Genomic DNA, 12,161 nt, shown 5'->3' on the forward strand with positions numbered 1-12,161 from the left:
ACAGGTACTGCGCAGTACTGCAAACCTGTGGCGATCTGGTGGGAGCGGGCATGCCCGCGAAGAGGCCCGAACAGACGACAAAAAAGCCTGAAGGAGAAACCCGTGACCCCTTTCCAAGACATTCTCAAGACCACCGCCCACCACATCGACAGTGCCCGCCTCTGGCAATCGCTGATGGACCTGGCCCGCCTCGGCGCCACGCCCAAGGGTGGTGTCTGCCGCCTGGCCCTGACCGACCTCGACCGCCAGGCCCGTGATTTGTTCGTGCAGTGGTGTGAGGCGGCCGGTTGCACGGTCAGCGTCGATGCCGTGGGCAATATCTTCGCCCGTCGCCCTGGGCGTAACCCCAAGCTGCCACCGGTGATGACCGGCAGCCATATCGATACCCAGCCCACTGGCGGCAAGTTCGACGGCTGTTTCGGCGTGATGGCCGGGCTGGAAGTGCTCCGTACCCTCAACGACCTGGGCGTGGAAACCGAAGCACCGCTGGAGGTGGTGGTGTGGACCAACGAAGAAGGTTCGCGCTTTGCCCCCTGCATGATGGGGTCGGGTGTGTTCGCCGGCAAGTTCACCCTGGAAGAAACCCTGGCCAAGCGCGATGCCCAGGGCACCAGTGTGGGCGAGGCGTTGAATGCCATCGGCTACGCCGGCCCACGTGCGGTGCTCGGGCACCCGGTGGGGGCATATTTCGAAGCGCACATCGAGCAAGGGCCGATACTCGAGGACCAGGCCAAGACCATTGGGGTGGTCCTTGGTGCCCTTGGCCAGAAGTGGTTCGACCTGACCCTGCGCGGTGTCGAAGCCCATGCCGGCCCCACCCCCATGCACCTGCGCAAGGATGCCCTGGTGGGTGCCGCCGCGGTGGTCGAAGCGGTCAACCGCACAGCCTTCGGCCACCAGCCGCATGCCTGCGGCACGGTGGGTTGCTTGCAGGCCTACCCGGGCTCACGCAACGTAATCCCGGGCGAAGTGCGCATGACCCTGGACTTCCGCCACCTTGAGGGCGAACAACTGGATGCGATGATCGCCGAGGTGCGAGAGGTCATCGAGGCCACCTGTGCCAAGCATGGCCTGAGCCACGAACTGGTGCCCACGGCGGACTTCCCGGCATTGTACTTTGACAAGGGCTGTGTCGATGCCGTGCGCGATTCGGCCAAGGCACTGGGGTTGCCGCACATGGACATCGTCAGCGGGGCAGGGCATGACGCGATCTTTCTCGCCGAGCTGGGGCCGGCGGGGATGATTTTCGTTCCGTGCGAGAACGGCATCAGCCACAACGAGATTGAAAACGCCGCACCCGGTGACCTGGCGGCGGGGTGTGCGGTGTTGTTGCGGGCGATGCTGGCTGCTTCGCAGGCCATTGCCAGCGGCCGCCTGGCAGCCTGATCAGGGGTAAGGGCGGCTCCTTCACTGGTCGTGTTTGGCCATAGATCGGCGGAGCCACTCCGTCCGTTTGTAGGAGCGGGTTCACCCGCGAACACCGGCGTAGCCGGTGCCAGCCACCGCGCTGGATTCTTCGCGGGCGCGCCCGCTCCCACACAGGCCGCGTCGCGCTTACGAATTCAGGTCTCTGCGCGACAGCGCAGTCCGTAGTGCTGTGTTATCTCCTACAGGGCTGGTTCCAGGTAGCCGTCACGGCCAATGTGATAGCGCTGCAGGTCCCGGGCCAGCACCAGCCGGCCGCGGTAGTGCGCCAGCGCCTCATCACGCACGTCGTTGATGCTCGGGCTGCGCCTTGGGTCGCTCTGATAGCGGGCACTGAAGTGCGTCAGCACCAGGTTGCGCACGCCTGCCGCCTCGGCAAAGCGCGCCACCGCCGCCGCGGTGCTGTGGCCAAAGGTGACCCCGGTCCGCTCCACCACCGCCTGCGTGAAGGTTGCCTCATGCACCAGCACATCGGCGCCTCGGGCGGCGTCGGCGAGCAATTGCGGGTTGTCATTGTCACCACACACGATAACCCGCCGGGGCGGGCGCGAGCCACGCAGGTATTCATTGCCATGCAACAGCTGCTCGCCGAATTGCACGGTACGCCCCTTGGCCAGCTCGCCCCACATCGAGCCACGCGGTATGCCCTCAGCCTCCAGGCGCAGGATGTCCAGGCGGGGGGCGGGGTTGGTTTCGGTAAACACGAAACCTACGCTCGGTACCCGGTGCGACAAGCGCACCGCTGTCACCTGCAGGGTCTGGTTGCGCCAGCCCTGCCAATCTTCCACGGCCAGCAGGCGCAGCTCGAACGGCAGGAAGGTATCACTGGCGGCCAGGCCTTGGCGCAGCCAGCCGTGCAGCGCGGCAGGCAAGACAATATCCAGCGGTTGGCTACGGCCACTCATGCCAGCACTGGCGAGCAGCCCGGGGAGGCCGAAGCAATGGTCACCATGAACGTGGGTAATGAAAACCGCCTGCAGGTCGCGAACCGACAGCGGCGTGTGCAACAGTCGGTGCTGGGTGCCCTCGCCGCAGTCGACCAGGTACCAGTGGCTACCACTGGCTTCGACTACGGCGGTGGCGCTGACGTTGCGGGCTTTGGTGGGCACCCCGGCGGAGGTACCGAGAAACAGCAGGTCCATGTTGCGGCTCCTTGGGCCAGTCCAGTCGCGCAAACTCGCGCAATACGCAGGGCCTCGTTCCTTCGAGACGAACAACGCCGCACACCTTAGCCGGGTTGCCGCAGACCGTCGATTGTCGGTTAGTCAGCCTGCCGCCAGATCAGCTTGCTGGTGTCGTAGCCTTGCTCGCGGGCAATGTTCAGCAACTGTTCGCGCTGCTGGTCGGTGACCGCAGGGGTGCGCGAAAGCAGCCACAGGTACTCACGGTTGGGGTGGCCGACCAGCGCCACGCGGTAATCCTTGTCGTGGTACAGCACCCAGTACTCGCCCTTGGTCAGGCCAGGGGCCAGGCGGCTGAACCAGTTGTCGAAGCGCACCCACAATTTGTCGGTACTACCCGGCTGCTGGGCTTCAGCGATGCCTTTGGCTTCGTTCACCTCACCATCCTTTTCCTTGCAGCGGTTGGTCACGTCGATACGGCCATCGGCGCGTAGCCCATAATGAGCCTCGGACTGTACGCAATTACGCTGGAAGAACATCGGCAGCCGCGCCAGTTCGTACCAGGTGCCCTGGTAGCGCTGCAGGTCCACCTGTTGGGTGCGCGGCGGTGCAGGGTGGTCGTTGCCGGCGCAGCCGAGCAAGGCAAGGGTCATGCAGGAAAGCAGCAGCGTGGTGCGTAGCGCCATGGTTGATCTCCTTGAAACGGATGAGGGCTTACCTGGGGTTCGATCCCGCGGCGGGGCAAAAGTTGTATGTGCAAACCATTGTCTGGTCCAGCTGGGTTACCATCCACGATGGTGAACCATCCAACCCTAGGAGTTCCGTTCGTGACCGAATACACCGCATTCAAGGTCGAGCTGACCGATAGCATCGCCCACGTTCAGATCAACCGCCCGGAAAAGGTCAACGCGATGAACGCGGCCTTCTGGGAAGAGATCGTCGATATCTTCCAGTGGGTCGACGACACAGACGCCGTGCGTGCGGTGGTCATCAGCGGTGCCGGCAAGCACTTCTCGGCCGGTATCGACCTGATGATGCTGGCCTCGCTGGCCGGGGAGATGGGCAAGGACGTGGGCCGCAATGCGCGGTTCCTGCGCAAGACCATACAGCGGCTGCAAGCCTCGTTCACCGCCGTGGACAGTTGCCGTAAACCGGTGCTGGCGGCGGTGCAGGGCTATTGCATCGGTGGCGCCATCGACCTGATCTCGGCTTGCGACATGCGCTACTGCAGCAGTGACGCGCAATTCTCGATCAAGGAAATCGACATGGGCATGGCCGCCGACGTCGGCACGCTGCAACGTTTGCCACATATCATCGGCGACGGCATGATGCGTGAGCTGGCGTTCACCGGGCGTAATGTCGCCGCTGACGAGGCGCTGCGCATTGGCCTGGTGAACCGGGTCTATGGTGACCACGCCGCGCTGCTGGACGGGGTTTTTGCCATCGCCCGCCAGATTGCTGCAAAATCGCCGATCGCGGTGGCGGGCACCAAGGAAATGCTCAGCTACATGCGCGACCACCGCATCGACGATGGCCTGGACTACATCGCCACGTGGAACGCCGCGATGCTGCAGTCCGAAGACCTGCGCGTGGCCGTGGCCGCGCACATGAGCAAACAGAAACCGACGTTCGCCGACTGACCGGGCCGGCGCACGCGCAGTAAAGGAAACCCGAGATGTCAGCACGCTGGACTACCGCAGTACTCGACCCACAGATCACTGGCGGGCTGGCCGTGGCGCGCAGCCCGGAAGGGTTTCTGCACGACGCCAACGGCGCGCTGTTCCCTCGTGACTGGCTCAAGCGCCAGGGCCTGGATGTGCTGTGCGAACACGGCATTGGCCACTTCGACGGCGAGCCTGTATTCCTGCTGGAACTGCGCGCTGCCAGCGACGTGCCCGGTTGCAACTGGCGCGGCCTGCGCGCGTTCATGCTGGAGGGCGACTTCGACACCTACAAGGTTCTGGGTTATGCCGCGCAGATCGGCACCTGGGCTCGCGAGCACCGTTTCTGCGGCAGCTGCGGCCAGGCGATGACTCAAATCCGCTGGGAGCGTGCGATGTACTGCCAGCGGTGCGATCTACGCAGCTACCCGCGCATTTCGCCGAGCATGATCGTGCTGGTGACCCGTGGCGACGAAATCCTGTTGGCACGCTCGCCGCGCTTCGTCACGGGGGTGTACAGCACCCTGGCAGGCTTTGCCGAGCCGGGCGAGTCGGCCGAGGACTGCCTGGTGCGCGAAGTGCGTGAAGAAGTGGCGGTGGAGGTGCAGAACATCCAGTACGTTGGCAGCCAGTGCTGGCCGTTCCCGCACTCGATGATGCTGGGCTTCCATGCTGAATACGCGGGTGGCGAGATCGTCATGCAGCCGGACGAGATCGAGGACGCCCAGTGGTTCAGCGTCCATGACTTGCCGCCGCTGCCGGCTGGGCGCTCTATTGCGCGCTACCTGATTGACCTCTATGTCGCTCGCCGCTTAGGCCTGCCCGAACCAGTGCTGCCACGCTAGGCGCACGGTCAACGCCAGCACCACGGTGATGAACACCGGGCGGATGAACTTGCTGCCGCCGCTGATCGCCGTGCGTGCGCCAAAGAAGGCACCGACCATCACCGACAGGCCCATGCACAGGCCGACGATATAGTCGACCTGCCCGGAAATGATGAACACCGTCAGCGCCGCGATGTTGCTGACGAAATTCATGCTGCGCGCCACGCCGCTGGCGCGAACCAGGTCGATGGGGTAAAGCAGCAGGGTGCTGACGGTCCAGAACGCCCCGGTGCCCGGGCCGGCCACGCCATCGTAGAAGCCCAAGGTGAAGCCTTGGGGCATCTGCCATTTCTTCCTGATCGGGGCATCGGCGTCCAGCGGTGCCTTGGGCGTTCCGCCGAACAGTAGGTACACGCCGCAGGCGAAGACGATGACCGGCAGCATCTTGTTCAGCCATTCGGCTGGCATGTAATGGGCCACGATCGCCCCGATCAATGCGCCCACCAGCGTGGCGAACAGCGCCGGGCGCCACTGCGCGGGGTGGAACAGCTTGCGCTTGTAGTAGGTAAAGCCGGCCGTGGCCGAGCCGAAGGTGGAGCTGAGCTTGTTGGTGCCCAGCACCAGGTGCGGCGGCATGCCGGCAGTGAGCAGTGCTGGGGTGGTGAGTAGGCCGCCCCCGCCGGCGATGGCATCGATGAAACCGGCGACGAAGGCGACCAGGGCCAGGATCAGCAGGGTGAGGGGTTCTACGGTGAGTTCGAAGGGCATGGGAGGCTTCAAGCTGAAGGGCCGGGGGTGCGGCAAAAGGACAGATAAACGAGCATGGTAATCCCTCGTCCCTAAGGCTGTCAGTGTTTCAGGCCGCGTACTTGTTTCAAACCAACCCTGCAGAGAAGATAACTGTGTCGCCAGTAGCTGCGGATGAACGCCAGCAAATCCGCATTGATCACATCGGCATGGGTAGTCGGCATGCCATGCGGGTAGCCCTTGTAGGTCTTCAGCGTGCCATTGGGTAACAGCTTTGCCGACAGCGGCCCGGCGTTTTCATACGGCACGATCTGGTCATCATCGCCGTGCATTACCAGTACGGGCTGCTGGATGCCTTTCAAATCCTCGGTAAAGTCGGTCTGGGAAAAGGCCACGATACCGTCGTAATGAGCTTTGGCGCTGCCGATCATGCCCTGGCGCCACCAATTGTTGATAATGCCTTCACTGGCTTCAACACCGGGGCGGTTGTAGCCATAGAACGGCCCCGCCGGCACATCCCGGTAGAACTGCGCACGGTTGCTGGCCACCTGGGCCTGGAAGCCGTCGAACACTGACTTGGGCAGGCCGCCCGGGTTGGTTGGGGTTTGCACCATCAGCGGTGGTACGGCAGCTATCAGCACGGCCTTGGTCACCTTGCCTTCAGGGTGACGCGCCATGTAGCGCACCACTTCGCCGCCGCCGGTCGAGTGGCCGACATGCACGGCACCCTGGGTGCCCAGGTGGGTGACCACGGCCGCCACATCGTCGGCGTAGTGGTCCATGTCGTGGCCGTCCCATACCTGGCTGGAGCGCCCATGGCCACGGCGGTCGTGGGCTACCACGCGGTAACCCTGGGCGAGGAAGAACAGCATCTGTGCGTCCCAGTCGTCGGCGCTCAGCGGCCAGCCGTGGTGGAAGTGAATGACGGGCGCATCGCGCGGGCCCCAGTCTTTGTAGAAGATTTGTACGCCGTCCTTCGTGGTTACATAGCTCATGTTCGTGTCTCCTGTGCGCAGGAACCGATGGGAGCTATTGAGGTTAGGAGAGATTTTGGCGAGTAGCGGGAAGTTGTGCTGCCTGTGCGGGGCTCATCGCCGGCAAGCCAGCTCCCGCAGGTGGGAGCGGCTTTAGCCGCGAAGAGGCCGGTACTGGCACTGCAAACATTCAGGTTGCCGCTTTTTTCCGCGGCTGCCTTGGTTTGCCCGCCGCTGCTTTGCCCCCGGCCGCTTTGCTTCTCCCGCTACCCCGGCGCTTCTTCTTCCAAGGGGGTGCCGCCCCGACTGCGGGCCCGCTGATGGTCATGCGCATACCCTGGCAACGCTCCACCAGCTTGCCCATCCATGCCGACTGCCGGGCGACGAAGTCTTCCAGGCTCATCTCGCCGCTCTGCACCATGTCCAGCGCCTGCTCCCAGATGGCCGTGGTGCCTGGGTCAGCGATGGCGCGCGGTACGGCGTCGATCAGGCTGAACGCGGCAGGCGTGGCCGACAGTGCCTTGCCGTTCTTCACCAGATAACCGCGATCGAGCAGGCCTTGGATAATGCTGGCGCGGGTGGCTTCGGTGCCGATACCGGTGGTTTCCTTGAGCTTCTGTTTCAGCCGTGGGTCGTCGACCAGCTTGGCCACGTTCTTCATCGCCTTGATCAGGTCGCCTTCGGTAAACGGCTTGGGCGGCTGGGTCCATAGGTCTTTCAGCTGCAGGCCCTGCACGTCGCAGTCCTGGCCTTCGCGCAGCACTGGCAGTACCTGGGCGGGTGGTGCCTCACGGCCCTTGGTTGGGGTCAGCGCCTCGGGTAGCGCGCGGCGCCAGCCCGGTTCGACGATCTGCTTGCCCACCGCGCGCAGGGCATGGCCCGCGCAGTCGAAGTCGGCCTGGGTGCGGTCATACTCGTGGTTGGGCAGGAACTGCGCCAGGTAGCGGGCGCGGATCAGCGTGTACACCGCCTTGTACTTGGCTGGCAGGCGCGCCGGGTCGCTGGCAGCGGCAGTGGGGATGATGCCGTGGTGGGCACTGACCTTGGCGTCGTTCCAGGCCCGCGAGCGGCGTTGCGGCTCAAGGTAGGGCTGCAGGGGCGCCAGGCTGGCATCGGCCCGTTGCAGGGCGGCGAGGATGGCTGCTGCCTCGGCGTGCTGGCTTTGCGGCAGATAGCCACAGTCGCTGCGCGGGTAGGTGATCAGCTTATGGGTTTCGTACAGCGCCTGGGCGATGTCGAGGGTTTCCTGGGCGCCGAGGCCGAATTTTTTCGAGCACAGCTCTTGCAGGGTACCGAGGTCGAAGGGCAATGGTGCTGCTTCGCGCACGCGCTCGGTGGCCACCTTCATGGCCCTTGCAGTGGCGGCCTGGCCGATATCGGCAGCCGCTCGTTGCGCCAGTGCCTGGTTCAGGCAGCGCCCCTGGTCGTCACAGGCGTCTTCCGGCGCCCGCCATTGCGCGTTGAAACCCTGGCCGGCGTGTTCCAACTGCACGTCGATAGCCCAGAACGGCACCGGCACGAAGTTCGCGATGCTGCGGTCGCGGTCAACCACCAGGCGCAGGGTGGGCGTTTGCACCCGGCCCACTGGCAGCACGCCCTGGTACCCGGATTGCCGGCCCAGCAGGGTGAACAGCCGGCTCATGTTCATGCCGATCAGCCAGTCGGCGCGGGAACGGCCCAGCGCCGAGTGGTACAGGTTGAAGGTTTCGTGGCCGGGCAGCAGGCGCGCCAAGGCCTTGCGGATGGAGGCGTCGTCCAGCGCCGACAGCCACAGGCGCTGCACCGGGCCACGGTAGCGGCAATGTTCGACCAGTTCGCGGGCGATCATTTCGCCTTCACGATCGGCGTCGGTGGCGATCACCAGTTCCCGCGCTTCGCCCAGCAGGCGCTTGACTGCCTTGAACTGGCTGGCGGTCTTGGGTTTGACCAGCATCTTCCACTGGTCAGGGATGATCGGCAGGTCGGCCAGGTTCCAGCGCTTGTAGCGTTCGTCGTAGCTGTCGGGCGGGGCGGTTTCCAGCAGGTGGCCGATGCACCAGGTTACGCAGACGTCGGTGCCTTGCCAGCAGCCGTCGCCCTTGCGGGTGGCGCCGAGCACTTTGGCGATGTCTTTTGCCTGGGAGGGTTTTTCGCAGAGGAACAGGCGCATGGCCGGGAACGCTTCATCGGGGAATGATGAGCACTAGGATGCGCAAGCAGGGGCGCGGAGGCAAGTTTTATCTGGATGGATGTACAGCTTTTTGTGAGTGAGCATGTCACCGGCCTGCGCCGGCCTCTTCGCGGGTTACCCGCGAAGAGGCCGGTAAAGGCTATGAGTCAGGGGCGCGAGTCGCGCACCATGTCAACGTGCGGAATGCCGGCTTCGAGGAACTCTTCGCTGACTACGCGAAAGCCCAGCCGCTCGTAGAACGGCGTGGCGTGTACCTGGGCGCTGAGCATCTGCTGCTTCAGGTCACGGTTCTGCGCTTCGACAATCACCGCATTCATCAGTGCGTCACCCACCTTCAGCCCGCGCCAGTCCTTCAATACCGAGACCCGGCCGATGGTGCCATCGGGCAGCAGGCGGGCGGTGCCGATCGGATAGTCGCCTTCCAGGGCCAGGAAGTGCACGGCGGTCGGATCGTCCGAGTCCCATTCCAGCTCCGGCGGCACGTGCTGTTCGGCGATGAACACCGCTTCACGGATACGGCGGATGTCGGCGTTGTCCTTGTGCCAGTCGGCGAGGCGCACACGGATCTTATTCATTGGCGAATCCCAGGCTTCCTTGTTTCACCAGCTGCTGTACCAGCATAAGGCCATCTTCATCCTGCAGCCATTCGCCGAGGTTGTCGATGTGCAGGGCGTCGGCCGCGCACACCAGTTTCAGCAGCTCGCGCAGCTTGCCAGGCAGTGGGCAGCTGCGGCCGCTGGCGAACAGCAGCAGGTCGTCTTCGAATTCCGACCAGGCCAGGCGGGCGCTCGGGTTGCGGATCAGGATGGCGCCTTGTTCCAGCGCATCGATCAGTTCCTCTTCGCTGAGCTCTTCACCGACGATCTGTTCCGGGTAGCGCGGTTCTGTCATGAACTGGCCAAACCAGGTCAGCAGCAGGTCCTTGTCGTTCATGTGCTTGTCGAGCAGTGCCTTGAGGCGGTCGAGGGCGTCATGCTGGATCTGGTGCGGGTCGCTGGCAGGCTCGGCGTCGGCGTCGCTGTAGCGTTCTTCGTCGGGCAGGAACTGGCCGAGGAAGTCGGTGAAGTGGGTAAGTACTTCGGCGGCGCTAGGGGCACGGAAGCCAACCGAGTAGGTCAGGCACTCGTCCACGGCAACACCGTAGTGGGCCAGGCGTGGTGGCAGGTACAGCATGTCACCTGGCTCCAGGGTCCATTCTTCGCCCTGCTCGAACTCGGCCAGGATACGCAGGTCGGCATGCTCCAGCAGCGCGCTGTCGCTGCTGCACATCTGGCCGACCCTCCAGTTGCGCTGGCCGTGGCCCTGCAACAGGAACACGTCGTAGTTGTCGAAGTGCGGGCCAACGCTGCCACCAGGGGCAGCGAAGCTGATCATCACGTCGTCGATGCGCCAGCTGGGCAGGAAGCGGAAGTTCTCCAGCAGCTCGGCGACTTCGGGAACGAACTGGTCGACGGCCTGTACCAGCAGCGTCCAGTCTTTTTCCGGCAGCTCGGCGAAGGTGTCTTCGGTGAACGGGCCACGGCGCAGTTCCCACGGGTGGGCGCCATGCTCCAGCACGATACGCGACTCGACTTCTTCTTCCAGGGCCAGGCCAGCCAGCTCGTCGGGGTCGATCGGGCTGATGAAGTCCGGGAAGGCCTGGCGCACCAGCAGCGGCTTTTTCTGCCAGTAGTCGCGCATGAATTCGCGGGCCGAGATGCCGCCGAGCAGCTGCAGTGGAGTATCAGGATTCATGTTCAACCTATTGAAAAAACGTAATTTTCGTACGGGAATAAAAACGCCCGGCCAGGCCGGGCGTTATACGCGGCGGTCCGCTTAGACGCGTTTGGCCTGGGCTGCCGCGTTACCGATGTAGGTAGCAGGGGTCAGCAGCTTGAGCTCGGCCTTGGCTTCGGCTGGCATGTCCAGGCCGTCGATGAAGGTCAGCAGCGCTTGTGGGGTGATGCCCTTGCCACGGGTCAGCTCTTTGAGCTTTTCGTAGGGGTTTTCGATGTTGAAGCGGCGCATCACGGTCTGGATCGGTTCGGCCAGCACTTCCCAGCAGGCGTCCAGGTCGGCGGCGATGCGGGCTTCGTTCACTTCCAGCTTGCCGATGCCTTTCAGGCTGGCTTCGTAGGCAATGACGCTGTGGGCGAAACCCACACCCAGGTTGCGCAGCACGGTGGAGTCGGTCAGGTCACGCTGCCAGCGCGAGATCGGCAGTTTGCTGGCCAGGTGCTGGAACAGGGCGTTGGCGATGCCCAGGTTGCCTTCGGAGTTTTCGAAGTCGATCGGGTTGACCTTGTGCGGCATGGTCGACGAGCCGATTTCGCCGGCGACGGTCTTCTGCTTGAAGTAGCCCAGCGAAATGTAACCCCATACGTCACGGTCGAAGTCGATCAGGATGGTGTTGAAGCGGGCGATGGCGTCGAACAGTTCGGCGATGTAGTCGTGCGGCTCGATCTGGGTGGTGTACGGGTTGAACTGCAGGCCCAGCTCGTCTTCGATGAAGGCACGGGCGTTGGCTTCCCAGTCGATCTGCGAGTAGGCCGACAGGTGGGCGTTGTAGTTGCCCACGGCGCCGTTGATCTTGCCCAGCAGCGGTACGGCGGCAACCTGGGCGATCTGGCGCTCCAGGCGGTACACGACGTTGGCCAGTTCCTTGCCCAGGGTGGTCGGCGAAGCCGGCTGGCCGTGGGTGCGCGACAGCATCGGCACGTCGGCGTGAGCGTGGGCCAGGGTACGAATGGCCTCGGCGATCTGGCGCATCAGCGGCAGCAGCACGTCGTCACGGCCAGCGCGCAGCATCAGGGCGTGGGACAAGTTGTTGATGTCCTCGCTGGTGCAGGCGAAGTGAATGAACTCGCTGACCTTGGCCAGCTCAGGCAGCTGGGCGGCCTGCTCCTTGAGCAGGTATTCGATCGCCTTGACGTCGTGGTTGGTGGTTCGCTCGATTTCCTTGACGCGCTCGGCGTGCTCAAGCTTGAAATCGCTGGCCAGGGTGTCCAGCAGGGCGTTGGCCTCGGCGGAGAACGCCGGCACTTCGCCGATTTGCGGGTGGGCGGCCAGGCGCTGCAACCAGCGCACTTCGACCAGGGCGCGGAAACGGATCAGGCCGAATTCGCTGAAGATGGGGCGCAAGGCCTGGGTTTTGCCGGCGTAACGGCCGTCTACAGGGGAAACCGCAGTGAGCGAAGAAAGCTGCATGGGGTGTTCTCGGACAGTCAGGCTTTTGGAAGGGCGCATATCATACATGAAAA

General features: G+C 64.0%; 10 protein-coding genes and 1 pseudogene. 3 read left to right on the forward strand and 8 right to left on the reverse strand.

Features of this window, described 5'->3' with window-relative positions:
- The first annotated feature begins 102 nt into the window (after positions 1-102).
- Positions 103-1,386: a Zn-dependent hydrolase gene (locus ACF8SD_RS04770; protein WP_392483965.1), complete on the forward strand. Its 1,284-nt coding sequence runs from the start codon at positions 103-105 to the stop codon at positions 1,384-1,386.
- Positions 1,387-1,607: 221 nt separating this feature from the next.
- Here ACF8SD_RS04770 and ACF8SD_RS04775 read toward each other — a convergent pair whose 3' ends face one another.
- Both ACF8SD_RS04775 and ACF8SD_RS04780 read right to left on the reverse strand, forming a co-directional pair.
- The gene (locus ACF8SD_RS04775) at positions 1,608-2,567 is read right to left on the reverse strand and encodes a ribonuclease Z (protein WP_392483966.1); all 960 of its coding nucleotides are present in this window, start codon (positions 2,565-2,567) and stop codon (positions 1,608-1,610) included.
- A gap of 119 nt (positions 2,568-2,686) precedes the next feature.
- Positions 2,687-3,232: a lipocalin family protein gene (locus tag ACF8SD_RS04780; protein WP_173888327.1), complete on the reverse strand. Its 546-nt coding sequence runs from the start codon at positions 3,230-3,232 to the stop codon at positions 2,687-2,689.
- 141 nt (positions 3,233-3,373) lie between these two features.
- Between ACF8SD_RS04780 and ACF8SD_RS04785 the strand changes: the two genes are divergently transcribed.
- The gene (locus ACF8SD_RS04785; protein ID WP_173888329.1) at positions 3,374-4,186 is read left to right on the forward strand and encodes a crotonase/enoyl-CoA hydratase family protein; all 813 of its coding nucleotides are present in this window, start codon (positions 3,374-3,376) and stop codon (positions 4,184-4,186) included.
- 35 nt (positions 4,187-4,221) lie between these two features.
- On the forward strand, positions 4,222-5,052 hold the full coding sequence (gene nudC, locus ACF8SD_RS04790; RefSeq protein ID WP_392483967.1) for an NAD(+) diphosphatase: 831 nt from the start codon (positions 4,222-4,224) through the stop codon (positions 5,050-5,052).
- Here nudC and ACF8SD_RS04795 read toward each other — a convergent pair.
- The 6 genes and pseudogenes from ACF8SD_RS04795 to purB all read right to left on the reverse strand — a co-directional run bounded on the left by ACF8SD_RS04795 (position 5,020) and on the right by purB (position 12,108).
- Complete coding sequence (locus ACF8SD_RS04795; protein ID WP_173888333.1) at positions 5,020-5,799, reverse strand: TSUP family transporter; 780 nt, start codon at positions 5,797-5,799, stop codon at positions 5,020-5,022. The two genes, nudC and ACF8SD_RS04795, sit on opposite strands and share 33 nt — an antisense overlap.
- A 149-nt stretch (positions 5,800-5,948) precedes the next feature.
- Positions 5,949-6,773 (reverse strand): annotated as a pseudogene (locus tag ACF8SD_RS04800) (alpha/beta fold hydrolase); the annotation flags it as partial.
- A gap of 169 nt (positions 6,774-6,942) precedes the next feature.
- A complete protein-coding gene (locus ACF8SD_RS04805) occupies positions 6,943-8,901 on the reverse strand; it encodes a DNA topoisomerase III (protein WP_392483968.1) in 1,959 nt (652 codons plus the stop codon).
- A gap of 167 nt (positions 8,902-9,068) precedes the next feature.
- Positions 9,069-9,497, reverse strand: coding sequence for a GNAT family N-acetyltransferase (locus ACF8SD_RS04810; RefSeq protein WP_173888339.1), 429 nt, complete (start codon positions 9,495-9,497; stop codon positions 9,069-9,071).
- A complete protein-coding gene (locus tag ACF8SD_RS04815; protein WP_392483969.1) occupies positions 9,490-10,656 on the reverse strand; it encodes a JmjC domain-containing protein in 1,167 nt (388 codons plus the stop codon). Before ACF8SD_RS04815 ends, ACF8SD_RS04810 begins: the two co-directional genes overlap by 8 nt.
- 81 nt (positions 10,657-10,737) lie before the next feature.
- Positions 10,738-12,108, reverse strand: a complete 1,371-nt coding sequence (gene purB / locus ACF8SD_RS04820) for an adenylosuccinate lyase (protein ID WP_154211427.1) — start codon at positions 12,106-12,108, stop codon at positions 10,738-10,740.
- Between the last annotated feature and the right edge of the window lie 53 nt (positions 12,109-12,161).

Origin of the sequence: Pseudomonas sp. CJQ_9 (genome assembly GCF_043106615.1) — a bacterium.
GTDB classification, from domain to species: domain Bacteria; phylum Pseudomonadota; class Gammaproteobacteria; order Pseudomonadales; family Pseudomonadaceae; genus Aquipseudomonas; species Aquipseudomonas juntendi.

Excerpts from the sequence above, each read along its gene's own strand:
- ACF8SD_RS04810 (WP_173888339.1), bottom strand. The coding sequence starts at position 9,497 with ATGAATAAGATCCGTGTGCGCCTCGCCGACTGGCACAAGGACAACGCC.
- ACF8SD_RS04780 (WP_173888327.1), bottom strand. The coding sequence starts at position 3,232 with ATGGCGCTACGCACCACGCTGCTGCTTTCCTGCATGACCCTTGCCTTG.
- ACF8SD_RS04805 (WP_392483968.1), bottom strand. The coding sequence starts at position 8,901 with ATGCGCCTGTTCCTCTGCGAAAAACCCTCCCAGGCAAAAGACATCGCC.
- ACF8SD_RS04815 (WP_392483969.1), bottom strand. The coding sequence starts at position 10,656 with ATGAATCCTGATACTCCACTGCAGCTGCTCGGCGGCATCTCGGCCCGC.
- purB (WP_154211427.1), bottom strand. The coding sequence starts at position 12,108 with ATGCAGCTTTCTTCGCTCACTGCGGTTTCCCCTGTAGACGGCCGTTAC.
- ACF8SD_RS04795 (WP_173888333.1), bottom strand. The coding sequence starts at position 5,799 with ATGCCCTTCGAACTCACCGTAGAACCCCTCACCCTGCTGATCCTGGCC.
- ACF8SD_RS04775 (WP_392483966.1), bottom strand. The coding sequence starts at position 2,567 with ATGGACCTGCTGTTTCTCGGTACCTCCGCCGGGGTGCCCACCAAAGCC.
- nudC (WP_392483967.1), top strand. The coding sequence starts at position 4,222 with ATGTCAGCACGCTGGACTACCGCAGTACTCGACCCACAGATCACTGGC.